This window comes from Nocardioides sp. 616 (assembly GCF_002930065.1).
Lineage (GTDB): Bacteria > Actinomycetota > Actinomycetes > Propionibacteriales > Nocardioidaceae > Nocardioides > Nocardioides houyundeii.
In genome coordinates this window covers 71,940-94,041 of the sequence record NZ_POAG01000018.1, presented here as the reverse complement: position 1 = coordinate 94,041, position 22,102 = coordinate 71,940, and the positions used below count along the sequence as shown (strand labels likewise).

Annotated in this window: 20 protein-coding genes; 7 read left to right on the top strand and 13 right to left on the bottom strand. The window is 73.6% G+C overall.

The genetic code is table 11. The features are described from left to right. Positions 1-78: 78 nt before the first annotated feature. Positions 79-1,776: an AarF/UbiB family protein gene (locus tag C5H89_RS10325; protein ID WP_104106956.1), complete on the bottom strand. Its 1,698-nt coding sequence runs from the start codon at positions 1,774-1,776 to the stop codon at positions 79-81. Positions 1,777-1,829: 53 nt separating this feature from the next. Between C5H89_RS10325 and C5H89_RS10320 the strand changes: the two genes are divergently transcribed. Beyond that, the gene (locus C5H89_RS10320) at positions 1,830-2,657 is read left to right on the top strand and encodes an aldo/keto reductase (RefSeq protein WP_205304976.1); all 828 of its coding nucleotides are present in this window, start codon (positions 1,830-1,832) and stop codon (positions 2,655-2,657) included. Positions 2,658-2,676: 19 nt separating this feature from the next. On the opposite strand, the gene C5H89_RS10315 is transcribed toward C5H89_RS10320, so the two are convergent. Continuing rightward, positions 2,677-3,171 carry a MarR family transcriptional regulator gene (locus tag C5H89_RS10315; protein WP_104106954.1) on the bottom strand — a complete coding sequence of 165 codons (495 nt, stop codon included), beginning with the start codon at positions 3,169-3,171 and terminating at the stop codon, positions 2,677-2,679. 40 nt (positions 3,172-3,211) lie between these two features. On the opposite strand from C5H89_RS10315, the gene C5H89_RS10310 reads away from it, so the two are divergent. Together C5H89_RS10310 and C5H89_RS10305 are read left to right on the top strand one after the other, a co-directional pair. After that, positions 3,212-4,135, top strand: coding sequence for an EamA family transporter (locus C5H89_RS10310; protein ID WP_162799323.1), 924 nt, complete (start codon positions 3,212-3,214; stop codon positions 4,133-4,135). Beyond that, positions 4,099-5,304 carry an MFS transporter gene (locus tag C5H89_RS10305; RefSeq protein ID WP_240181803.1) on the top strand — a complete coding sequence of 402 codons (1,206 nt, stop codon included), beginning with the start codon at positions 4,099-4,101 and terminating at the stop codon, positions 5,302-5,304. Before C5H89_RS10310 ends, C5H89_RS10305 begins: the two co-directional genes overlap by 37 nt. Positions 5,305-5,371: 67 nt before the next feature. Here C5H89_RS10305 and C5H89_RS10300 read toward each other — a convergent pair whose 3' ends face one another. The 5 genes from C5H89_RS10300 to C5H89_RS10285 form a co-directional block, all read right to left on the bottom strand. Next, complete coding sequence (locus C5H89_RS10300) at positions 5,372-5,959, bottom strand: hypothetical protein (protein ID WP_104106952.1); 588 nt, start codon at positions 5,957-5,959, stop codon at positions 5,372-5,374. 114 nt (positions 5,960-6,073) lie between these two features. Then, on the bottom strand, positions 6,074-6,967 hold the full coding sequence (locus C5H89_RS10295) for a sucrase ferredoxin (protein WP_104106951.1): 894 nt from the start codon (positions 6,965-6,967) through the stop codon (positions 6,074-6,076). Between the two features lie 17 nt (positions 6,968-6,984). Then, complete coding sequence (locus tag C5H89_RS10290) at positions 6,985-9,966, bottom strand: helix-turn-helix transcriptional regulator (protein ID WP_104106950.1); 2,982 nt, start codon at positions 9,964-9,966, stop codon at positions 6,985-6,987. 17 nt (positions 9,967-9,983) lie between these two features. Further along, positions 9,984-10,136: a hypothetical protein gene (locus tag C5H89_RS18940; protein ID WP_162799322.1), complete on the bottom strand. Its 153-nt coding sequence runs from the start codon at positions 10,134-10,136 to the stop codon at positions 9,984-9,986. 130 nt (positions 10,137-10,266) lie between these two features. Continuing rightward, complete coding sequence (locus C5H89_RS10285) at positions 10,267-11,484, bottom strand: allantoate amidohydrolase (protein WP_240181802.1); 1,218 nt, start codon at positions 11,482-11,484, stop codon at positions 10,267-10,269. A gap of 64 nt (positions 11,485-11,548) precedes the next feature. Between C5H89_RS10285 and C5H89_RS10280 the strand changes: the two genes are divergently transcribed. Beyond that, positions 11,549-12,199: a nitroreductase family protein gene (locus C5H89_RS10280; protein ID WP_104106949.1), complete on the top strand. Its 651-nt coding sequence runs from the start codon at positions 11,549-11,551 to the stop codon at positions 12,197-12,199. Here the strand turns inward: C5H89_RS10280 and mnhG are convergent. Genes mnhG through C5H89_RS10250 form a run of 6 tightly spaced genes read right to left on the bottom strand, consistent with a single transcriptional unit; the run spans position 12,153 to position 18,570 of the window. Then, on the bottom strand, positions 12,153-12,521 hold the full coding sequence (gene mnhG, locus C5H89_RS10275; RefSeq protein WP_104106948.1) for a monovalent cation/H(+) antiporter subunit G: 369 nt from the start codon (positions 12,519-12,521) through the stop codon (positions 12,153-12,155). The genes C5H89_RS10280 and mnhG overlap by 47 nt on opposite strands. Then, the gene (locus C5H89_RS10270; RefSeq protein WP_104106947.1) at positions 12,518-12,889 is read right to left on the bottom strand and encodes a monovalent cation/H+ antiporter complex subunit F; all 372 of its coding nucleotides are present in this window, start codon (positions 12,887-12,889) and stop codon (positions 12,518-12,520) included. The genes mnhG and C5H89_RS10270 overlap by 4 nt, the downstream gene beginning before the upstream one ends. Beyond that, complete coding sequence (locus tag C5H89_RS10265; RefSeq protein WP_104106946.1) at positions 12,886-13,479, bottom strand: Na+/H+ antiporter subunit E; 594 nt, start codon at positions 13,477-13,479, stop codon at positions 12,886-12,888. The genes C5H89_RS10270 and C5H89_RS10265 overlap by 4 nt, the downstream gene beginning before the upstream one ends. Further along, the gene (locus C5H89_RS10260; RefSeq protein ID WP_104106945.1) at positions 13,476-15,170 is read right to left on the bottom strand and encodes a Na+/H+ antiporter subunit D; all 1,695 of its coding nucleotides are present in this window, start codon (positions 15,168-15,170) and stop codon (positions 13,476-13,478) included. The genes C5H89_RS10265 and C5H89_RS10260 overlap by 4 nt, the downstream gene beginning before the upstream one ends. Then, the gene (locus tag C5H89_RS10255; RefSeq protein ID WP_104106944.1) at positions 15,167-15,694 is read right to left on the bottom strand and encodes a Na(+)/H(+) antiporter subunit C; all 528 of its coding nucleotides are present in this window, start codon (positions 15,692-15,694) and stop codon (positions 15,167-15,169) included. Before C5H89_RS10255 ends, C5H89_RS10260 begins: the two co-directional genes overlap by 4 nt. Then, positions 15,691-18,570: a Na+/H+ antiporter subunit A gene (locus C5H89_RS10250; RefSeq protein ID WP_104106943.1), complete on the bottom strand. Its 2,880-nt coding sequence runs from the start codon at positions 18,568-18,570 to the stop codon at positions 15,691-15,693. Before C5H89_RS10250 ends, C5H89_RS10255 begins: the two co-directional genes overlap by 4 nt. Positions 18,571-18,702: 132 nt before the next feature. Between C5H89_RS10250 and C5H89_RS10245 the strand changes: the two genes are divergently transcribed. The 3 genes from C5H89_RS10245 to C5H89_RS10235 are packed head-to-tail and all read left to right on the top strand — an operon-like array spanning position 18,703 to position 22,085. Continuing rightward, entirely contained in the window at positions 18,703-20,055 is a 1,353-nt protein-coding gene (locus C5H89_RS10245; protein WP_104106942.1) for a M20/M25/M40 family metallo-hydrolase, read from the top strand. Further along, positions 20,055-21,521, top strand: coding sequence for an MFS transporter (locus C5H89_RS10240; RefSeq protein WP_104106941.1), 1,467 nt, complete (start codon positions 20,055-20,057; stop codon positions 21,519-21,521). The genes C5H89_RS10245 and C5H89_RS10240 overlap by 1 nt, the downstream gene beginning before the upstream one ends. A 51-nt stretch (positions 21,522-21,572) precedes the next feature. Continuing rightward, positions 21,573-22,085, top strand: coding sequence for a DUF1992 domain-containing protein (locus C5H89_RS10235; RefSeq protein ID WP_104106940.1), 513 nt, complete (start codon positions 21,573-21,575; stop codon positions 22,083-22,085). Positions 22,086-22,102 lie beyond the last annotated feature (17 nt).

The window sequence follows — 22,102 nt, the reverse complement described above, 5'->3', positions numbered from 1 at the left end:
ACGTACGTCCGGGGATTGTTCCCGAACCGGGGCCGATTTTTCTCAGGCGAGACCGCCGACCAGGGAAGCCGGACCCCCTCAGCCGTGCTCGCCGGGCCGGGAGCGGGGGCGGGCGGCCACCTTGCCGTCGGTGGTCACGATCCAGACCGTCAGCGCCACCCCCGCGAGCACCGCGAGGGTGAAGAAGCTCAACGCCACCCCGGGGACCCCGAAGAGTCGCGGCCCCTCGTCGACCCGCATCATCAGCGCGGCGCCGACCAGCATCGCCGCGATCACCATCCCCAGGGTGATCCGGTTCGCGACCCGCAGCAGCACGGTGTGCAGCCGCTCCTCGTCGAGGGCGTCGACGCGGACGTTGAACTCCCCGGCGGCGAGGTTGTCCAGGATGCGGTTGGCGCGCCGGGGCAGCAGCTTGGCGAATTCCTTGGCCTCGATCGCGGCGGCCATGATGCCGCCGGGGCTCACCCCGAGCCCGCTGGCCAGGATGGCGGAGACGTTGTCGCGCAGCGCCTCGGCCGGGGAGAAGCCCGGGTCGAGGTGCAGGGTGGAGCTGTCCAGGTTGAGCAGCGCCTTGCCGATCAGCGACATCTCCGCCGGAGGACGCAGCCCGTGCAGCCCCGAGAGCCGGCTCAGCTCCACCAGGACCATGCCGGCCTGCAGGTCCGGGCCGGCCCCCACGGCCTCGGAGACCAGGTGGGCGACGTCGTTGCGGAAGGCCCCGGCGTCGTAGTCGGGCAACTGGTGCCCCATCTCGGCGAGCACCGCGGCGACCTCCTCGCCGTCGCCGTCGGTGATGGCGAGCAGGAGCTTGACCACCTTGTCCTGCAGCCGCGGGGGCACCGAGACGACCATGCCGAGGTCCAGCAGGGCCAGCCGGCCGTCGTCGGTGAGCAGCAGGTTGCCCGGGTGCGGGTCGGCGTGCAGCACCCCCTCCCCGAGCATCAGGTGCAGGTAGCAGGCGAAGAGCTGCTCGGCGACCGGAGCGGAGTCGAGGTCCAGGAGTGCCAGCTTGCCCAGCTCGGTCACCTTGCGTCCCTCGACCAGGTCCATGGTCAGCACCCGGCCGGTGCTCAGCGCGGGCACGGGCTGCGGGACCAGCAACAGGTCGTAGGGCTCGACGAGCTTCCCGAAGCGCTGCAGGTTGCGCGCCTCGCGGCGGTAGTCCAGCTCCCCGGCCAGGGACTGGCGGAACTGGGCGACCAGCTTCTCGAAGCCGTAGCGCCGCCCCACGTCGGTACGCCGGTCGATCATGGCGGCCAGGCTGGCCAGGGTGTCCATGTCGGCGCGAGCCACGTCCCGAGCCTCGGGACGCTGCACCTTGACCACGACCTCCCGGCCGTTGCGCAGGGTCGCCCGGTGTACCTGGCCCAGGCTGGCCGCCGCCATCGGCTCCGGGTCGAAGTCGCCGTACAGGTCCTCCAGGCGCCCGCCCAGCTCGGCCTCGACGATCTCGCGCACGGCTTCGAACCCGAACGGCGTGACGTCGTCCTGGAGCCGCGCGAGGGCCTGGGTGTAGGCCACGGGCAGCAGGTCGAAGCGGGTGGAGAGCAGCTGGCCCAGCTTGATGTACGTCGGCCCCATCTTCTCCAGGTCACGGGCGAAGGCCTCGGCCTTGTCGTCGTCGCCCAGCGGCGGGTCGTCGTCGTGGCTGAACTCGTCCATCTCCAGCCCCTGGAGCAGGTCACCCCGGCCGTGCCGGTAGGCCAGGCGGGCGATCCGGGCGTAGCGCCGGAGCGGGGAGTCGGTACTCTCGGGCGCTTTCGCGGTGCTCGTCATGGAGCACGAGGATGCCACGCGGCGACACCCGGTGGGTGGATACGGTGAGTGACATGGACCTCCCCCACCTTTCTCTCCACGACGGCACCTCCATCCCCCAGCTGGGCCTGGGCACCTACAAGGTGAGCGACCAGGACGCGCAGCAGGTGGTCACGGCGGCCCTGGAGCTGGGCTACCGGCACATCGACACCGCCCAGATGTACGGCAACGAGGCCGGCGTGGGGCGGGCGCTGCGCGAGTCCGGACTGCCGCGCGAGGAGCTCTACGTCACCACCAAGCTCGACAACCCCAACCACGAGCCGTCCCGGGCTCGGCGCAGCCTGGAGGAGTCCCTGACCAAGCTCGGGCTGGACCGGGTCGACCTCTTCCTGATCCACTGGCCGCTGCCCTCGCGTGACGACTACGTGGCGGCGTGGCGGGCCCTGGTCTCCTTCGTCGAGGAGGGCCTGGTCACCTCCGCCGGGGTCTCGAACTTCCAGCCCGACCACCTGGACCGGGTGGTCGCCGAGACCGGCGTGGTGCCGGTGGTCAACCAGGTCGAGGTGCACCCCTTCTTCACCAACGAGGCGGTCCGCGCCGCCAACGCCCGGCACGGCGTGGTCACCGAGGCCTGGTCCCCCATCGCCAGGGGCGCGGTCTCCCGGTCCGAGCCGATCGTGGAGATCGCCGACCAGCTCCGCCGTACGCCGGCCCAGGTCACGCTGCGCTGGCACCTGCAGCGCGGGGACGTGATCTTCCCGAAGACCACCCGCCCCGAGCGGATGCGGGAGAACGCCGAGATCCTGGACTTCGAGCTGACCTCGGAGCAGATGGCCACGCTCAGCGACCTGGACCGTGGCCCCGAGGGCCGCACGGGTCCGGATCCGGACCACTTCGGCTGAGGACGCGATGACGGCCGGCTCAGTCGATCGCCCGCCCCCACTGCTCCAGCAGCTGGGCCAGGCGCGAGCGCTCCGCGGCACCGAGGCCGGCGAGCAGCCGGTGCTCGTTGGCCACGTGCTCGGCCACCAGGCGGTCGACCAGCTCGAGGCCGTCAGGGGTCAGCGCGACGTCGCAGGAGCGTCCGTCGCGAGGGCTCGCGGACCGCTCGACCAGGCCGGCGGACACCAGGCGGTCCACCCGCTTGGTGACCGCCCCCGAGGTCACCATGGCACTGTCGGCCAGCTGGCTGGGGGTCAGCCGGTACGGCGCCCCGCTGCGACGCAGGGTGGCCAGCACGTCGAAGTCCCCCTCGCCCAGCCCGTGCGCGGCGAAGACGGGGCGCAGCTCGGCCTGGAGCCGGTCCGCGAGCCGGTGCAGCCGACCGATGACCCCCATCGGAGAGACGTCGAGGTCGGGCCGCTCCTGGGCCCACTGGTCCATGATCCGGCCGACGTGGTCGCGCTCGCTGCTCATGGGGTGGACCTTACCTTCCATGGAAGATAAAGTCTCTTCCATGGAAGAGACTTCCGCCTCCTGGCGCACCGTCCTGCTGGCGGCCGTCGCGCCGATCACCTGGGGCACGACGTACATCGTCACCGAGGAGCTCCTGCCGCCCGACCGCCCGCTCTTCGCGGCGCTCGTGCGCGCCCTGCCCGTGGGACTGGTCCTGCTCGCCTGGACCCGGACCCTGCCGCGCGGGGACTGGTGGTGGAAGGCGCTGGTCCTGGGGCTGTGCAACATCGGGCTCTTCTTCCCGCTGATCTTCGTCTCGGCCTACAACCTGCCCGGTGGGCTCGCCTCCACGCTGCAGGCGACCTCGCCGCTCGTGGTGATGGGGATGGCGTGGCTGGTGCTCTCCGAGCGCGCCCACGCCGTCCGGCTCGTCGCGGCGGTGGTCGGTCTGGTGGGGGTGGCACTGCTGGTCTGGCAGACCCCCGACGGCGTGACGGGCGTGGGCCTGGCGGGTGCGTTCGGGTCCGTGCTGGTCTCGGCCCTCGGGTTCACGCTGATCAAGCGGTGGCACCCGCCGGTGGACATGCTGACACTGGTCTCCTGGCAGCTGGTGGTCGGCGGCCTGGCCATCCTGCCGGTCGCGCTGCTGGTCGAGGGCGCACCGCCGGCGCTGGACCGCGACGCGGTGCTCGGGCTCACCTGGATCGCGGTCGTGGGCACCGGGCTGGCCTACTTCTGCTGGTTCACCGCCCTGCGCGCGATGCCCGCGGGCGCCGTGGCCCTGGTGGGCCTGCTCAACCCCCTGGTCGGCACGGTGCTCGGGGTCGTGGTCGCCGCCGAGGCCTTCGGGCTCCCCCAGGCGCTCGGCATGCTGCTGGTGCTCGGCGGGGTGCTCGCCGGCCAGACCGGAGCGACCAGGCGTCGGTCGCCTGCGCAAGAATCGGCGCCGTGTCCGCAGAGTCCGACTTCCGCCTCCGAGACGTAGCGGTCACCGCGTACGGGCCCACGATCGTCAACTCGATCGGGCACGGCGCGGTGATACCGGTGCTGGCCCTGAACGCCCGCGACCTGGGCGCCGACGTGGCCACCGCCGCCTTCGTGGTGGCCCTGCTGGGCATCGGCAGCATGCTGACCGCGCTGCCGGCCGGTGCCCTGATCGCCCGGATCGGGGAACGTCAGGCGCTGTTCACCGTCGGGTTCGTGGACGCGGCCGCGATGGTGTGGGCCGGCCTGACGCAGTCGCTGCTCGGCCTCGGAGCCGCCGTACTGCTCAGCGGGATGGCATGGACCACCTTCCTGATGGCCCGGCAGGGCTTCATGATCGACGTGGTCCCGGCCCACTACCGGGCCCGCGCGCTGGCCGGGCTGGGCGGCAGCCACCGGGTGGGGCTCTTCGTGGGGCCGCTGATCGGCGCCGGGCTGATCCACTTCTTCGGCCTCGGGTCGGCGTTCCTGCTGGCCGCCGGCATGTCGCTGGCCAGCGCTCTGCTGGCCCGGATGATGCCCGACCTCGGCGCCTCGGAGCGGGCCGAGGCCCGGGCCTCGGGCCACCTCCCGGTGCTCTCGGTGCTCCGCGCGGAACGGCGGTCGCTGGCCACGCTCGGCGTCGCGGTGATCGTCATCGGCGTGAGCCGCTCCCTGCGGGTCGGGCTGCTCCCCCTCTGGGCGGACCACGTGGGGCTCAGCGCGAGCACCACGTCGCTGATCTTCGCCGTGGCCGGCGCGATCGACATCGCCTTCTTCTTCCCCGGCGGCTGGCTGATGGACACCTACGGCCGGATGGTCGTGGCGCTGCCCGTGGTCGCCTCCGTCGCGGTCGCCAGCTTCGTGCTGCCCCTGGCCACCGCCGCCTGGTCGGTGACCGCGGTGATGGTGCTCATCGCCGTCGGCAACGGCCTGGGCTCCGGCATCGTGATGACGATCGGCGCGGACACCGCCCCCCTGGCCGGCCGGGCGCAGTACCTCGGCGGGTGGCGGCTGTGCGGCGACATCGGCAACAGCGGTGGCCCACTGCTGGTCAGCGCCGTGGCCGCCGTCGCCCCGCTGGCCACCGCCTGCCTGGTGCTCGGTGTGCTGATGGTGCTGGGCACCGGCTGGGTCGGCTACTGGACCCGACAGCTCGACGTACGACTGCGGGGGACGGCCGGCGCCTGACCTGCCCGCCCCAACGGCGCAGATGAGCGGTTACGGCGGTCGTCTAGCGCAAGCCGCAGCCTCAGCCTCAGCCGACGGTGACGACGACCTCGTTGGAGGCTAGGCCAGAGTCGGTGTCGAGCACCCGGAACTTGGTCTCGCCGCCCTGGCCGGTCTGGACGTACGTCGCGAAGGTCTCCCCGCTGACCGAGACCGTCACCGGGAAGGCCGCCCAGCCGCCGTTCTCGAACCGCTGCACCTGCAGGATGGCGCCGTCGCCCTGGGGGTAGGAGCCGCTGAGGTCGATCTGCTGCATCGCCGCCACTGTCGACTGGCCGGCGGTGAGGGTGATGGCCTTCTCCGGCGGCGCCGAGGTGGTCGGGGACTCGGGCAGGGGCGTCACCACCGTGCTGGTGGGCGTGGGGCCGGTGGCGTCCAGCGTGATCTGGGGACCGGTGGGCCGCACCGTCTCGGACGGGGTGGGCAGGTAGAGGGACTCACCGGAGGTCACCTTGGTGTCCGATGCCGAGGCCGTGTCGTCGCCGCCGAGGCCGAGCACCTTGCTGCCGATCAGCACCCCGACACCGGCGAGCAGGCCGACGACCAGGGCCACGCCCACCAGGGCGAGGATCCCGGCGAGCACGGGGCGCTCTTCGAGTGACGGGCGGTCGGGCACGGGCGCTTCTCCTCCGGAGGGTCGGGTCGGGCGGCCCCCATTGTTCCATCTCAGCGGCGGGCGTCCACCTTCGTCGCCATCTGGTCGTGCTCCGGACCCCGCGGCAGGAGGTGATCAGGCCTGGACGGGTCCCGCGGCGACCACCTCGTGCACCATGACGGGCTTGCCCTGCAGGTCCGCGCAGCTCTGCCGCACGGCCTCCCCGGCGCGGGTCAGGACGCCCACCTGCCACGGCGTGCCGTCGGCGCTCAGGCTCACCACGCCGTCGGCCTCACCGGTGACGACCACGTCACCGAGCCCGTCGAGCCCGGTCTCCTCCACCACGTGCAGCTGGGCCACCTGCGCCGCTGGGCTGACGCCGGCCCGGCCGCGGGAGAAGCCCAGGGGGTGTCGGCCGGCCTGGAGCTCCTCGACGGCCAGCACGGCCGACTCGTGGTCCAGACGTCCCAACGTCACCGCGCTGGGGAGCGCCAGCAGGGTGGCGGCGAAGCGGTGCCCGCCGAGGTGGTTGATCTCCCAGGTCGCCTCTGGCCAGCGCGCCCCGAGGGCGGCCGTCACGGGCCGGCCCAGCTCGGCGCAGCACACGTCCCGCCGCCCGTTGGTGCAGACCAGCAGGAGCTCGTCGGGGTACGGCGTGAGGTCCAGGCCGCGGCCCGCGGTCAACGGGGTGAGGTCCATCTCGAGCAGCTCGGAGACATCCCCCAGCACGGCGGTCTCCAGCCGTACGGCGGACTCCGACACGTGGGCGGTGAAGATCCGCACCCCCGGCCCCGAGATGCCGCCGTGCCTGCGGATCAGCTGCACCCGGACCCCGGTCAGGCTGCCCAGGAGCACCCGGACCGCTTCGGGCAGACGGCTCTCCTCCAGCGCCTGCCGACCCCAGGCCCCGGCGTACTCCAGGAACAGGTACGTCGTCTCCGTGGGCGCGGTGCCGGCCAGTGGCTCGCCGGTGCTGCGGCTGGCCACGGAGCACCGCAGCGTCGGGGACTCGGTCTGCGGCTGGCTCACGCAGGAGATTGTGCCTCTCAGCCGATCAGCCCCCGCCTGCGGGCCAGGGCCGCGGCCTCGGTGCGCGAGGCGGCGCCGAGCTTGGCCAGGATGTTGGACACGTGCACGCTGACCGTCTTGGTGGCGATGAAAAGCTGCTGGCCGATCTCGCCGTTGCTGCGCCCCTCGGCGACCAGCGCGAGGATCTCGCTCTCCCGCGGCGTCAGTCCCACCTGCTCCTCGCGGCCGGCGGCCGGGGCGCTGCCCAGCGCCGTCAGCTCACCGAGCAGCGGCTGCGCGCCGAGCGAGTGGGCGGCGGCGCGGGCGAGGTCGCCGGCCGCCCGGGCGAGCTCGGGCTCGCCGAGGCCGCGCAGCACGTCGCTGAGCCGGGCACGCACCCGGGCCAGCTCGTGCACGTGGCCGTAGCGCGCGAACGCCGCCTCGGTCTGCTCCCACGCCTCGCGGAGCTCGTCCGGGGCGGGCGGGTCGACCTGCGCCAGCCAGCGCCAGCGCAGGTGCTCGGCCTCCAGCCGCTGGATCCACGCCAGCGCCTCGGGGCCGAAGACCAGCCCGTCCTCCCGGTTGCGGGCCACCACCCGACGCCCGTCGCTGAGCAGCCGGTCGGCCGTGGCCTGGGCCGCGACCCGCTCGGCGCCGCTCTCCCGCCGGGACGCCGTGCCGAGCACCCCGAGGGTGAGCGCGGCCAGCCGGAGCCGGGCCTGGAACAGGTCGCGCCACATGGCACCGAGCACCTCGACGGCGCGGGCGTAGGTGCCGAGCGCGCTCCTGCTGTCCGCCGACTGCTCGGCCAGCTCCAGCTCGGCGGTGGCGGCGAACAGCCCGACGAGCCCCTCGCCCGACCACAGGGGCCGCAGCTCGGCCACCAGCTGGGTTGCCACGCGCTGACCGCGGGCGGCCGCCACCGTGGCCTCCAGTCCGCGCAGCACCCCGGCGACCAGGGGCGACGGGGCGTTGCGGGCCTGCCCGGCGGTGCGCAGCGCGTCCTCCCAGCGGCCGGTCACGAACTGCACGGACCCGCCCATCACCAGCGCGTCGAAGGAGTACGGCGCCCACGGCGTGCCGAGCTGGACGCCGCGTTCACGGCAGGTCTCGAACAGGGCGAGCGCCTCGTCCATCTCGCCCCGGTCCTGGCGGAACCGGCCGAGGCCGTAGAGGCCGCGCAGCTCGGCGTGCACGGCGCCGCTGCTGCGGGCCTGTCCGATGACGTCGGCCAGCGCGTCGCCGACGTCGTCGCCGAGCCTGTGACGCTGCAGCGAGGCGAGCGTCGTCAGGATGTCGGCGCTGAGCCGTGGCAGGTCCAGGCGCTGGCTCATCGCCAGCGCCTCGGCGCCGACCCGGCGGGCCTCGTCCTCGCGCAGGTGCCCGGCCAGGATGCGTGCCTGGTTGGCCAGGGACCGCGCCCGCTGGGCCTCGGTGCCCCCCGACAGCAGCTCCACGGCCCGGCGGGCCAGCTCCAGCTCGTCGCCCTCGTCCTCGATGGTGAAGATGCTCAGCGCCAGCTGGGAGGTCAGCAGCCCCCGGTCGATGTCGGAGGAGCCGGCGGGCAGCCGCTGCAGCGTCTCGGCCAGCAGCGCGTTGGCCCGGTGCGCGTGGCCGGCGGCGGTGAGCGCGTCGGCGGTGCGCATCGCCAGCTCGGCCAGGCCGAGGACTCCTGGGGCCGACTCGCGGATGGCCGGGTGGTCGAGGAGCTGCATCGCGAGCTCGTAGTGCTGGGAGGCCTCCTCGGGGCCACCCACCCGCATCGCCTCGTCGCCCGCGTCGATGCTGGCCCGCAGCGCCGTGGCGACGTCCTGACCGAGCCTGGCGTGCCGGGCCAGCTCGGCCGAGGTCCCGGGCACCGCGCCGGACTGCAGCACCCGGGCGTACGCCGCGTGCCGGCGTACCCGTTCGCCGGGCAGCAGGTCGTCGTAGACCGCCTCAGCCAGCAGGGCGTGGCGGAAGGAGTAGGCATCGCCACCGACCGGCTCGAGGACGTGCCGCTCCACCGCGGTGCGCAGCGCCTCGTCGAGCTCCTGCTCCCCCAGCCCGGAGACCGCCGCGAGCAGAGCGTGGCTGACCTTGCGCCCGGCCACCGCGGCGGTCCGCACCACCTGCTGGGCACCGTCCTCGAGCCGCTCCAGCCGGACCAGCAGCAGGTCGGCCAGGTCAGCCGGCACGCCGCCGGTCACCCGGGCGGCGCCCACCAGCTCCTCGACGAAGAACGCATTGCCCTCGGCCCGCTCCACGATGTCGGCCACGTCGCGCTCGGCGATCGGGTCGGGGTGCAGCACGTGGACCAGCTGGCGCACGTCGCTGGCGCCCAGCGGCTCCAGCTGCATCCGCGCCACCGGCAGCCGGGACCACTGCGCGACCTGGCGGCGCAGCGGGTGGCGCCGGTGCAGGTCGTCGGAGCGGTAGCTGACCACGAGCCCCACCGGGGCGGCGAACCCCCGGGAGAAGAGGAAGCTGAGCAGGTCGCGGGTGGACTGGTCGGCCCAGTGGGCGTCCTCGACCACCACCAGGATCGGAGCCTCCCCCGCCGCCCGCTCGAGCAGGGCATGCATCGCCTCGAAGAGATCGGCCCGCTCCAGCGGCGACTCGTCGGCATGCTCGGTGCTGGTGCGGACCCGGCGTCCTGGCTGCAGCCGCTGCAGCACCGGCTGGTCTGCCAGGATGCTGCCCGCGACCTCGGGCAGGGTGCCGGTCAGCAGGCCCAGGATCTCGGAGAACGGCAGATAGGGCAGGGCTGAGTCCGAGAGGTCCACGCAGTGCCCGGCCACGACGTGCCAGCCGGCTGTCAGGGCACGGTCCCGCAGCTCGGTGAGCAGCCGGGTCTTGCCGACGCCCGCGTCGCCGGCCAGGAGCACCGAGGTGGTGCGTGCCGTCAAGCCGTCCGCGGACGCGGCGATGCCGAGCCGGGAGCACAGCTCCGCCAGCTCGGCATCTCGTCCCACGAGGTCGACGCTCCGGTTGGGGGTCACGACGTCCATCATGTCGTGCTCCACCGACAGTGCGGGCATGGATGCCACGCCGCCGCTCAGCGCATCTCCTCGGCGCCCCGCAGGGGCCCCTGCCACCGCCTGGTGGTCGCCGCGCGGCGGCCCTTGCGGCGGCTCCGGGGCCACGCCCGGCGCGCTCGCTCCAGCCGGTAGTCGATCTCGGCCTGGGTGTAGTAGTCGATGCCGCCCATGATGCTCTCCTTCTCGCGATGACTGACGAGTCGAGAGTCGGTCGCTGAGGTAGCAGCTCACATCGGGCGCCTGCCCTATCTGTGCCGCACCCCGGGGCGCCCCGCCACCTCAGGGCGGCCGCGTGGCACCTCAGACCGCGAGCCGGGCCAGGGTGTCTGCGAGGGCCCGGACCCCGACCAGGCAGTCGGCCAGGTCGGCGTGCTCGGCCGGGGAGTGCGAGACCCCGGTCGGGTTGCGCACGAACAGCATGGCGGCGGGCACGCCGGCGGCGTTGAGGACCCCGGCGCCGTGCCCGGCCGCGGTGGGTACGACGGGCCAGTCGCGACCGGCGCCGACCCGCCCGGCGAGGGAGGGGTCGAGGACGACCGCGGGCGAGACGGACTCCGGCGTCACCACCAGCTCCGTCCCGTCACGCTGCGACCGCGCCGTGCCCTGGGCGACGATCGCGGCGACCAGGCGCTCCAGGGCCTCCTCGTCCTCGGCCCGGGCATCGAGCCAGCCGGTCACCCGCGAGGGCACGGCGTCCGCGGCGCCGGGTGCCACCTCGACCCGCCCGAAGGTGGCGCGCTGGCCCGAGAGCCGGGCCTGCTTGTTGGCCGCCAGCACGGTCATGGCGTAGCCGAGCATCGGGTCGCGCCGGTCCTCCATCCGGGCGGTGCCGGCGTGGTCACCTGTCCCGGTGAAGTCGAAGCGGTAGCGGCCGTGCGGCCAGGTCCGGCCGCCCAGCCCTACCGGCGCGTCCCGGTCGGCCAGGTCCCGGCCCTGCTCGAGGTGCAGCTCGACGTAGCAGGCGACGCGCCGGCGGAACGCGGCCGCCACGGCGTCCCGGCCCGGGTCGGCGTCGGGTGGCGCGATACCGGCGGCCGCGAGCGCGTCGGGCAGCCGGACCCCCGCGGAGTCACACAGCTCCCGGGCCTCGGCCCAGCCCAGGGCACCGGTCGCGAGCCCGGCGCCGAGGCTCGGCCGGCCGAAGCGGGAGCCCTCCTGCTCGGCGAAGGCGGCCACCCCGACCGGCCGGGCCGGCACGACGCCGCCCTCGCGCAGCAGGTCCAGGGCGGCGAACCCGGAGACCACTCCGAGCAGGCCGTCGTAGGCACCGCCGTCGACCACGGAGTCCAGGTGGGACCCGGTCAGCATCCCCGGCCCGGTCCCGACGTCAGCCGGACGCCACCACGCGGCCAGGTTGCCGAAGGGGTCGACCTCGCAGGACAGGCCCCGCTCCCCGGCTGCCGCGGCGAACCACTCCCGCAGCTCCAGGTCGGCCCCGGCGAAGGACTGGCGTCGGTAGCCGCCCCCGTCGACCCGACCCACCGTCGCCACGTCCTGCCACATCTGCTCGAAGGTCACGGACCCAGTCTCCCAGCGACACCGGCCGTGCGGGCCGGCGCGCGGCTGGGCGAGGATGTGGCGCATGGAGTTCCGCGAGGTCGTACGCCGTCGCCACATGGTCCGCCGCTACACCGACGAGCCCGTCGACCCGGCCGCCCTGGACCGGATGCTCGAGCACGCCGTGCGGGCACCCAGCGCGGGCTTCTCCCAGGGCTGGGCGTTCCTGCGGCTGGAGGGGCCGGCCGAGGTGGCGCGCTTCTGGCGGGCCACCTCGCCGGACCCCGACGCCAGCAACGCCTGGCTGGACGGGATGCGGACCGCGCCGGCGGTGATCGTCCCGCTGAGCAACCGCGAGGCCTACCTGGACCGCTATGCCGAGCCGGACAAGGGCTGGACCGACCGCGACGAGGCCCGCTGGCCCGTCCCCTACTGGCACGTCGACACCGGGATGGCGGCACTGCTGATCCTGCAGACGTGCGTGGACGAAGGTCTGGGGGCGTGCTTCTTCGGGATCCCGCCCGACCGGCTGGCCCCGTTCCGGGCGGAGTTCGGGGTGCCGGCCGAGCTCACCCCGATCGGGGCGATCACCGTGGGGCACCCGGCCCCGGGCGGCGCCACCGGCTCCGCGACTCGCCGCACCCGACGCGGCCCGGACCAGGTGGTGCACCACGGCCGGTGGGGTCAGCTCACGGCGCCCCGCGCGGCTCCTGACCCTGGTCGAACTCCCCGCTGAGCTCATCGACCACCAGCAGGTCCTCGCGCACCTGCCCGGCCCGGAACGAGGCCCGGCCCACCATGTGGCCCGAGACGACGCTGGTGGCCATCTGCATCACCACGATCAGCGCCAGGATGCCCAGGGCCCCGGGCTCGCGCAGCCGCAGCGCCAGCCCCACGACGACCAGCATCAGCCCGATCACCTGCGGCTTGGTCGCCGCGTGCATCCGGCTGAGCAGGTCCGGCAGGCGCAGCACGCCGATGGCGGCCACCAGGGCGAAGAACGAGCCGGACAGCAGGAGGACGGCCGAGAGCAGGTCGAGCAGCAAGGTCCAGCTCATCGCTCACCATCCCTGTCGTCGGCCCCGTAGCGGGCCCCGTCGCTGGCCCGGTCACGCTCGTGGGCGGAGCGGTCGCTGACCGGGTCCTCGGCGCTCAGCTCCGCCTCGACGTCGCCCACGCCGCTGGCGTAGCGGGCGATGCCGACCGAGCCCACGAACCCCACGGTGCTGAGCACCAGCAGCATCGGGAGCAGGTCCACCTCGTCGGTGTGCGCCGACCACAGGGCGACCGCGCAGACCATCACCGCCATCATCACGTCCAGCGCCATGCTGCGGTCCAGGATCGTGGGGCCGATGGTCAGCCGCACCACCAGCAGGATCGAGGCGATCCCGAGCAGCGACGCGGCGACGACCAGCACGACCGTCATGGCCGACCACCCCCCTGCGCCGAGCCGAGCGCGTCCGGCGTGGCCGCCGGCGCCTTGGGCGGGAAGGCAGCCAGGAACCGCTGCTCGACCGCCAGCGCCTCGGCCCGGAACGCCTCGGCGGCGGCGCGGTCCGGGACGTCGAGCACGTGCAGGTAGAGCGTGTGGGTGGAGCGCCGCGCCTCCACCACGATGGAGCCGGGCACCAGGGACAGCATCGCGGCCACCGCGGTCAGCACGAAGTCCGAGGAGCTCTCCAGGTTGACCGCCACCACCGCGTTGCGCACCGGGCGACGCCGGAGCACCACCCGCGACACGTCGATGCTGGCGCGGACCACGTCGACCAGGAAGTGCGCGAGGAGGTAGAGCAGGCGCGCGGGGCGCACCCGGGAGCCGAAGTCGATCGGGGGCAGCGGGAAGGCCAGGCAGGCCAGCACGGCCACCAGCACCCCGGAGACCACCAGCATCGGCGAGATCTCGCCCCACAGCGCGAGCCACACCAGGGTCAGCCAGACCAGGGCGGCGGGCTGCAGCGCACGGTAGCGCGCGGGTCGCCTCGTGCCGTCGCTCCGGGTGCGCAGGTGCGGGCTCACGGCTGTCCACCCCCCAGCACCGACTCGATGTACGGCGACCGGTCCAGCAGGTCGTGGGCCGCGCGGTCGCTCAGGGCGTACAGCGGCCCGGCGATGACGGTGAGCGCGACCGTGGCCGCGACGAGCCCGGCGGCGGGCAGCACCATGCTGGCCGGCATGTGCTCGGTGTCGTCACCGGCCTCGATCAGCTCGTAGAAGTCGCGGTCCGGCTCCCCGTCGTCGGCGAGCCTGCGGGCGTCCTCCAGCGTCTGGCGCGAGATGGTGCCGGTGACGGTGTGCACGTGCCCCTTGTGCTGCGCCACGGGCGCGGTGTCGTGCCCGGGCAGCGGATCGGCGTCGACCTCGACGATCGCCTCCAGTGCCTCGTGGGCCTCCAGCGGGGTGCGCCAGAACGCCACCGCCCAGGTCTTGGCCACGGCGTACAGGGTGAGCAGGCTGGTCAGCACCCCCGCGGCCACCAGCACCCAGGCCAGGGGGCTGCCGTTGGCCTCGGCGGCCTGGAGCAGTCCCACCTTGCCGATGAACCCGGAGAAGGGCGGGATGCCGGCCAGGTTCATCGCGGGGATGAAGAACAGCACGGCCACCAGCGGCGAGAGCCGGGCCAGCCCGCCGATCCGGACCAGCGAGGTGCTGCCCGCCCGCCGCTCCACCAGGCCGATGACCAGGAAGAGCGCGGTCTGCACGGTGATGTGGTGCACGACGTAGAAGATGGTGGCCGCGACGCCCAGCTCGCCGCCCAGCGCGATGCCGAGCACCAGGTAGCCGATGTGGCTGACCAGGGTGAAGGAGAGCATCCGCTTGATGTCCGACTGTGCGATGGCTCCCAGGATGCCGATGACCAGGGTGAACAGGGCGGCCCACAGCAGCAGGCCGGTCAGCGGGCTGTCGGGGAACAGCAGCGTCTGCACCCGCAGGATCGCGTAGACGCCGACCTTGGTGAGCAGTCCGGCGAAGACGGCGGTGACCGGGGCGGGTGCGGTGGGATAGCTGTCGGGCAGCCAGAAGGAGAGCGGGAAGATCGCGGCCTTGATCGCGAACGTGGTGAGCAGCAGCAGCTGCAGCATCAGGGAGACGTGGTCGGGCAGGTCGGCGATCCGCTGGGCCAGGTGGGCCAGCGTGAGGGTGCCCGTGGCGGCGTAGACCACGGCCAGGGAGATCAGGAACAGGGTGGAGGAGAGCAGGTTGACCAGCACGTAGATCGTCCCGGCGCGGATCCGGGTGACGGTGCCGCCGAGGGTGAGCAGCACGTAGCTGGAGAAGAGCAGCATCTCGAAGCTGACGAACAGGTTGAACAGGTCGCCGGCCAGGAAGGCGTTGGCCACTCCGGCCACCAGCACCAGGAACGTCGGGTGGTACACCGACAGCGGCGCGCCCTCCTCGTCCTCGACCATGCCCTGCCCGATGGAGTAGCTCAGCACCGCGAGCGTCACCACCGCGCTGACCAGCAGCATCAGCGCCGAGAGCCGGTCCGCGACGAGCACGATGCCGACGGTCTCGGGCCAGCCGCCGACCCACAGCGTCTGCGGCCCGTCGCGGTCGGCGGCCACCAGCAGGAGCGCGGCCACCACCACCATCGCGCTCAGCACTGCCGCGCTCAGCCACCGCTGGGCGCGGGGCTGGTGGGCCAGCACCAGGGAGAGGCCGGCACCCAGCAGCGGCAGGGCGACGGGAAGGGGGACGAGCCAGCTCATGTGCGGGTCTCCTGCTCGCCGTCTGCCTGATCTGCCTGTTCCGCCTGATCTGCCTGTTCCGCCTGCTCGGCGGCGAGCTCGCCCTCGGCGAAGTCGCTCGCGAGCTCCTGGTCCGGATCTCCCTCGTCGGAGGAGGCGCCGTAGGCGTCGGAGGTGACGTCCATGGTGGCCAGCCGTCGGATCAGGGCGTCCTCGGCGTCGTCCTGGACGTCGTCGTGCCCGTTGAGCTGCCAGCTGCGGTAGGCCATGGCCAGGACGAAGGCGGTGGTGGCCAGGGTGATCACGATGGCGGTCAGCACCATCGCCTGCGGCAGCGGGTCGGCCATGTCGGCGGCGTCTCCGCGGCCGGCGATCGGGGGGTCCCCGGTGGGTCCGCCGGCCACCAGGAAGGCGATGCTCACCCCGTTGCCCATCATCACCAGGCCGACCAGCACCCGCGACAGGCTGCGCTCCAGGAGCAGGTAGACGCCGCAGGCGAGCAGGGACGAGGAGATGATCACCAGGGTCAGGTTGACGTCGGTCATGACTGTCGGGCCTCCTCGGCGGTACGGCGTTCCCGGATCACCTGGCGGTCGATCTGGGAGCCCAGCGCCCGCAGCAGGTCCAGGACCAGCCCGATCACCACCAGGTAGACGCCCACGTCGAAGAGCACCGAGGTGACCAGGTGCAGGTCGCCCAGCAGCGGCAGGTGCAGGTCGACCACGGCCGACTGCAGCACGTCGCCGCCGAAGGCCAGCGGCAGCAGCGCCGCCAGCGCGGCGACCGCGAGGCCGCCGCCGATCAGCCGGCCCGCGTCCACGGGTGCGGCCTCGTCCAGCTCGTAGCGCCCCCCGGCCAGGTAGCGGATGACCAGGGCCAGCCCGGCCGCCATCCCGGCCGCGAAGCCGCCGCCGGGAGCGTTGTGGCCGGCCAGCAGCAGGTAGACGGAGAACACGATGATGGTGTGGAAGATCAGTCGGGTGATCACCTCGAAGATGATCGAGCGGCTCTCCGGCGGCAGGGTCCGCGGCGCCGCCAGCCACACCCGGCGACCGCCCCCGGTGGGCTGCTTCTGCACCGCCGTCGGGTAGCGGATCTCGTGCACGCGCCGGATGCCGGCGCCGCGGGCGTCGACGAAGATCAGGCTGGCCACCCCGGTCGCCGCGGCCACCAGCACCGAGATCTCCCCGAGGGTGTCCCAGGCCCGGACGTCGACCAGGATGACGTTGACGATGTTCTTGCCGCCGCCGTAGTCGACCGCCAGCTCGGGCAGGACGACGGAGACGGGCTCGGCGACGCGTGCCCCGGAGCCGACGATCATGAAGCCGGCGGCGACCAGCCCGACGCCGGCGCCGAGCGCCATCCGCCAGAAGCGCTGCCGGGTCAGCGGCCGGTCGGAGAAGTACTCCGGCAGGCGACGCAGCGCGAGCACGAAGACCACGACGGTGAGGGTCTCCACCAGCACCTGGGTCAGGGCGAGGTCGGGGGCGCCGTGCAGCACGAACAGGACGGCGGTGCCGTAGCCGGTGGCGCCGGCGAGCAGCACCGCGCGCAGCCGCCGCCGGGACCGGGCCGCCATCAGCGCCGCGGCCACGATGACCACGCCGATGACGGCCTGGGCCGGAGTGTCCCAGGCACGCACGCGCATGTCGTCCCAGGCGCCGATCAGCGTCGAGCCGGGAGCCACGATGACCACCACCAGGATGATCCCCAGGTACGCCGCCGCGGAGCCCCGCTGCACGACCGCGGTGACCTCGACGGCGGTGCGGTCCAGCAGCCGCATCCCGCCCCGGTAGGCGCGGTCGAGGCTGAGGTCGTGGGCGAAGCCGGCCTGGAGGTGCGCGAACGGCCCACGGGCCAGGTGCAGGGCCAGGCCCAGCAGCACCGCCACCGCCGTGCAGGCCAGCGGCAGTCCCACGCCGTGCCAGAGCGCCAGCTCGGCGTGGTGCACGCCGGGCGGCAACAGGTCGACGTACGGAGCGAGGAGCTCGGTGATCGGGTGGGCGAAGAAGGCCAGCAGGACGGTGAGGACGGCCAGCAGCACCGGGCCGGCGACGAAGCCCGGAGGGACCCGGCGCACCGTCACCTTCTCCTCGACCTCGCGGTCGGCGAAGGCGCCCCAGACGAAGCGTGCCGAGTAGGCCACGGTCAGCGCGGAGCCCAGCACCACCCCGACCAGCACCACCCAGCCGAGCGGTCCGCCCAGGCCGGTGCCGTCGCCCTCGCGGGCGACGTCGACGAGCGCGACGAAGACGCTCTCCTTGGCCACGTAGCCCAGCAGCGGCGGCAGCCCGGCCATGGACGCGGCGGCCACCACGGCGGCACCGGTCACCCACGGCATCCGGCGACGCAGCCCGGTGAGCCGGCGCAGGTCGCGGGTCCCGGTGGTGCGGTCGATGATCCCGACCACCAGGAACAGGGTGGCCTTGAACAGCGCGTGGGCCAGCAGCAGCCCGAGCCCGGCCAGCATCGCGCTCCGGGTGCCGAGCCCCAGGACCAGCATCAGGAACCCGAGCTGGCTCACGGTGCCGTAGGCCAGCAGCAGCTTGAGGTCGTGCTGGCGCAGCGCCCGCAGGCCGCCGAGCAGCATCGTGACCAGGCCCAGGGTGACCAGGACCTCCCGGAAGCCGGCGACGTCGCCGAACGCCGGCGCCATCAGCGCGACCAGGAAGACGCCGGCCTTCACCATCGACGCGGCGTGCAGGTAGGCACTGACCGGGGTCGGCGCGGCCATCGCGGCGGGCAGCCAGAAGTGGAACGGCACCAGGGCGGACTTGCTGATCGCGCCGACCAGGAGCAGCTGCACCGCGACCACGACGGCGACGCCGCCCGGGGGGTCGGCCAGGATCTCGCTGGTCCGGTAGGTGCCGGCGCTCTGGCCCAGCACCAGCATGCCGACGAGCATCGCCAGCCCACCCAGGGTGGTGACCACCAGGGCCTGGATCGCCGCCTGACGGCTGCTGCGCCGGGCCGGGTCGTGCCCGATGAGCAGGAAGGAGAAGACCGTGGTCAGCTCCCAGAAGACGTAGGTCAGCAGCAGGTCGTCGGCCAGCACCAGGCCGAGCATCGCGGCGACGAAGGCGACCAGCACGGCCGCGAAGCGGGGCACCCCCAGGCTGTCGTCGTGGAAGTACCAGGCACAGTAGGCCAGCACCACGGCGCCGATCCCGAGCACGATGACGCCCATCAGCCACTGCAGCGGCCCGAGCGTGAACGCCAGGTCGACGCCGATGCTCCCCACCCAGGGGTGCACCTCGGTGAGCACCTCGCCGTCGGCGACGGCAGGGGCCTGGGTCGCCAGCCAGGCCGTCCCCGCCAGCGGTACGACGGCCACGGGCAGGAACGCCCGTCGACCCATCGCCTGGACCAGCCACGGGCACGCCGCGGCCAAGCCGAAGAGCGCGGCGAGCAAGATCAGCAAGAAGAGGCCCCTGGACGCCCTGCCGGAGAGACAGGGCCTGGTGGTCTGGTCATGGTCGGTGCTGCGCCGTCATTCTACGTGACGGCGCGGACCACGGACGACGCCAGACCGTCGCCCCTCTAGGGTCCCTCCATGCATCACGCCGCACCGGACACCGCCGGGCCCGTCCCACACCGGGCGGTCTCCAAGCTGCAGGCCCTGGTCCGCCTGCCCACCGTCTCCCACCGCGACCCGGCGCTGGTCGACGTCGCGGCCTTCGACGCCCTGCTGGGCGAGCTGGAGCGCCAGTTCCCGCTGCTGCACCAGCGGCTCGAGCTGACCCGCGTCGGCTCGCACGGCCTGCTCTTCCGCTGGGCCGGAGCCGACGACGCGCGGCCGGTGGTGCTGATGGCCCACCTGGACGTCGTACCTGTGGAGGGGACCTGGACCCACCCGGCCTTCGACGGGGTCATCGCCGACGGCCAGCTCTGGGGCCGCGGCACCCTGGACGACAAGGGCTGCGTGGTGGGGATCTGCGAGGCGGTGGAGACCCTGCTGGAACGCGACTTCACCCCCGCCCAGGACCTCTGGCTCTCCTTCGGCTGCGACGAGGAGGTGATGGGCTCCACCGCCCAGGAGGCCGTCCGGGTGCTGACCGAGCGCGGCGTGCACCCGTGGTTCGTGGTCGACGAGGGCGGCGCGGTCGCCTCCGGCGCGTTCCCGGGCGTCACCACGCCGGTCGCGGTCGTCGGCGTCACCGAGAAGGGCGTCACCTCCGTCGAGCTGCGCGCCGAGGGCCGCGGCGGCCACGCCTCGACCCCGGCCCGGATGGGCCCCACGGCCCGGATCGCCCGGGCGATCATGCGGCTGGAGCGGACGCCGTTCGCCCCGAGCCTGCCCGCCCCCACCGTCGAGCTGCTGCGCCGGCTCGCCCCGCACGCCCCGCGGGCGCTGCGACCGGTGATGGCCCACGGCTCGCGGATCGCCCCCGTCCTGACCCGGGCGCTGGTGGCCGCCGGCCCCGAGTCCGCGGCGATGACCCGGACCACGGCCGCGGTCACCACCTTGTCCGGCTCGCCGGCGCTCAACGTGATCGCCGCGCAGGCCCGGGCCGGCGTCAACGTGCGGACCATGGTCGGCGACACCGTGGCCGGGGTGCTGTCCCACCTGCGCAGGGCCGTCGACGACGAGCACGTGCACATCGACGTCATCGAGTCCGGCGAGCCGAGCCCGATCTCGCCCTTCCTCGACGACCCGGCGTTCGCCCTGCTGGAGGCCACGATCGCCGAGGTCTTCCCCGAGGCGGTGGCGTCGCCGTACGTGATGATGGCCGCCACCGACAGCCGGCACTTCACCGAGATCTGCGAGCGCGTCTACCGCTTCGCCCCGTTCCGGATGAGCAAGGCGCAGCGGGAATCGATCCACTCCTTCGACGAGCGCATCGGCCTGGACGACCTGGTCGACGGCGTGCGCTGGTACACCACCCTGATCGAGAGGATCCGCTGATGAGTCCAGCCAGCGACGCGAGGCCCTCCACCGCCCACAGCCTCACCCTGGTGGTGGGCTTCCTGGTGGCGGTGGAGTTCGCCAGCGGCATCCTCCAGGGCTTCTACACCCCGATCTTCACCGACATCGCCGAGCACCTGTCGATCGGCGACGCCGACGTCAACTGGTTCGAGGCCGCACAGCTGATCGTCTCGGCCCTCTGCGTGCCGCTGCTGGCGCGGCTGGCCGACCTGGTCGGGCACAAGAAGGTGCTGCTGCTCTCCACGGCCGTCACCGCGATCGGCTCCTGGATCCTGGTGCTGGCTCCCTCCTTCACCACCTTCCTCATCGGCTGGGCGCTGCAGGGCGCCTACGTGGTGTGGCTGCCCATCGAGGTCGCGATCGTCTACCGCCGCACCGCCGACTCCGGTCGCCAGTCGCAGCTCACCCGGCGCGCGGCGGGCATCCTGGTGGGGGCCCTGGAGCTGAGCGTCATCATCGGCGCCCTGACCAGCGGTGCCCTGGTCGAGTCCTGGTCGATGCCGGCACTGCTCTCGCTGCCGGCCATCGTGGTGACGGCCTGCCTGGGCATCATCTGGCTCGGCATCGAGGACCTGCCCGGCACCGGCCGCGGCGGCATCGACTGGCGCGGCTTCGCTCTCATCACCACCGCCCTCGGCCTGGCGATGGCGGGGCTGATGGCCATCCGGCTGGAGGGGCCCGGCTCGCTCCTGGCGTGGCTGCTGATCCTGGCCGGGGTGCTGGTGCTGGTGCCGTTCTGGCGGCACTCGGCCCGCCTCGCCGAGCCGCTGGTCGACGTGCGCCTGCTCGCCACCCCGGCGCAGTGGCCGATCCAGCTGACCGCCTTCCTCTTCGGCTTCTCCGTGCTGGGGGCACAGATCCCGATGTCCACCTTCGCGCGCACCGACCCCGACGTCGTCGGCTACGGGCTGGGAGCCGACGCGGGCTTCGTCTCCACCTTGATCGGCCTCTACGTGGTGAGCCTGGCGGTGGGTGCCTTCACCCTGCCGCTCACCTCACGCTGGTTCGGCGCGCGCAACGCCCTGGTCCTGGGGGCGGTGCTGGTGGCCGTGGGCTACGCGCTGTGGCTGCCCTTCCACGACACCACGGTGCAGGCCATGGTCAACATGGGCGTGGCGGGCCTCGGCTCCGGCGCCCTGGTCGCCGCCCTGCCGGCGGCCGCCGCCGCCGCGGCGCCGCCCGAGCGCACCGGCTTCGCCACCGGGATGACCAACGCGACCAAGACCGTCGGCGGCGCCATCGCCTCCTCGATCTTCGCCATCGCGCTCGCCTCCACCGGTTCGCTCGCCGAGCCGGAGGCCGGCGCCGCGCCGCTGCTGGGCTACCTGACCGTGTGGTCGGTCTGCTCGGTGGCCGCCCTGCTGGCCGCCTGCGGACTGCTGCTGGCCCCCAAGCACGTCTTCGAGCACTCCTCCGAGTCCGTCGAGGTGCTGCCCGGCATCTGACGGCCCGGCCTTCTCCCGTTCCGTACGCTGGAGGAGGGCAGGAGGTGGCTGATGACAGACTCCGACCAGGGCTCGTGGGTCGAGCTGCAGATCCAGCAGGCCGTGCGGCGCGGCGACTTCGCCGACCTCCCCGGGGCCGGGAGGCCGATCTCGGACCTCGGTGCCGAGCACGACCCGGACTGGTGGGTCAAGAAGCTGGTGGAGCGGGAGCAGATCTCGGTGCTGCCGCCCGCCCTGGCGATCCGGCGTGAGGACGCCGAGCTCGACGACCAGCTCGACCGGGTGACGACCGAGGAGGGCGTGCGGCAGCGGGTCACCGAGTTCAACGCGGCCGTCCGGAGCGCGCTCTACACCCCGCCCGCCGGGCCGATGCCCGGCCCGCCGATGATCACCCGGCCCCGCGACCCCGACGTCGAGGTCGAGCGGTGGCTCGAACGACGTACGGCGCGGCGCGAGGCCCAGCGCGAGGCCCAGCGTCGGGCCCTGTCCGCGCGCCGGGCGGCGCAGCAGCCGCGGTCCCGGCGTTGGTGGCCGGGCCGCCGGCGGCGACCCGAGCAGGCCTGAGGCGGTCCACCGGCGCG

Bases quoted from the DNA above. Each gene is read 5' to 3' on its own strand.
- C5H89_RS10325 (WP_104106956.1), bottom strand. From the start codon at position 1,776: ATGACGAGCACCGCGAAAGCGCCCGAGAGTACCGACTCCCCGCTCCGG.
- C5H89_RS10320 (WP_205304976.1), top strand. From the start codon at position 1,830: ATGGACCTCCCCCACCTTTCTCTCCACGACGGCACCTCCATCCCCCAG.
- C5H89_RS10315 (WP_104106954.1), bottom strand. From the start codon at position 3,171: ATGAGCAGCGAGCGCGACCACGTCGGCCGGATCATGGACCAGTGGGCC.
- C5H89_RS10310 (WP_162799323.1), top strand. From the start codon at position 3,212: ATGGAAGAGACTTCCGCCTCCTGGCGCACCGTCCTGCTGGCGGCCGTC.
- C5H89_RS10290 (WP_104106950.1), bottom strand. From the start codon at position 9,966: ATGCCCGCACTGTCGGTGGAGCACGACATGATGGACGTCGTGACCCCC.
- C5H89_RS18940 (WP_162799322.1), bottom strand. From the start codon at position 10,136: ATGGGCGGCATCGACTACTACACCCAGGCCGAGATCGACTACCGGCTG.
- C5H89_RS10280 (WP_104106949.1), top strand. From the start codon at position 11,549: ATGGAGTTCCGCGAGGTCGTACGCCGTCGCCACATGGTCCGCCGCTAC.
- mnhG (WP_104106948.1), bottom strand. From the start codon at position 12,521: ATGAGCTGGACCTTGCTGCTCGACCTGCTCTCGGCCGTCCTCCTGCTG.
- C5H89_RS10270 (WP_104106947.1), bottom strand. From the start codon at position 12,889: ATGACGGTCGTGCTGGTCGTCGCCGCGTCGCTGCTCGGGATCGCCTCG.
- C5H89_RS10260 (WP_104106945.1), bottom strand. From the start codon at position 15,170: ATGAGCTGGCTCGTCCCCCTTCCCGTCGCCCTGCCGCTGCTGGGTGCC.
- C5H89_RS10255 (WP_104106944.1), bottom strand. From the start codon at position 15,694: ATGACCGACGTCAACCTGACCCTGGTGATCATCTCCTCGTCCCTGCTC.
- C5H89_RS10245 (WP_104106942.1), top strand. From the start codon at position 18,703: ATGCATCACGCCGCACCGGACACCGCCGGGCCCGTCCCACACCGGGCG.
- C5H89_RS10240 (WP_104106941.1), top strand. From the start codon at position 20,055: ATGAGTCCAGCCAGCGACGCGAGGCCCTCCACCGCCCACAGCCTCACC.
- C5H89_RS10235 (WP_104106940.1), top strand. From the start codon at position 21,573: ATGACAGACTCCGACCAGGGCTCGTGGGTCGAGCTGCAGATCCAGCAG.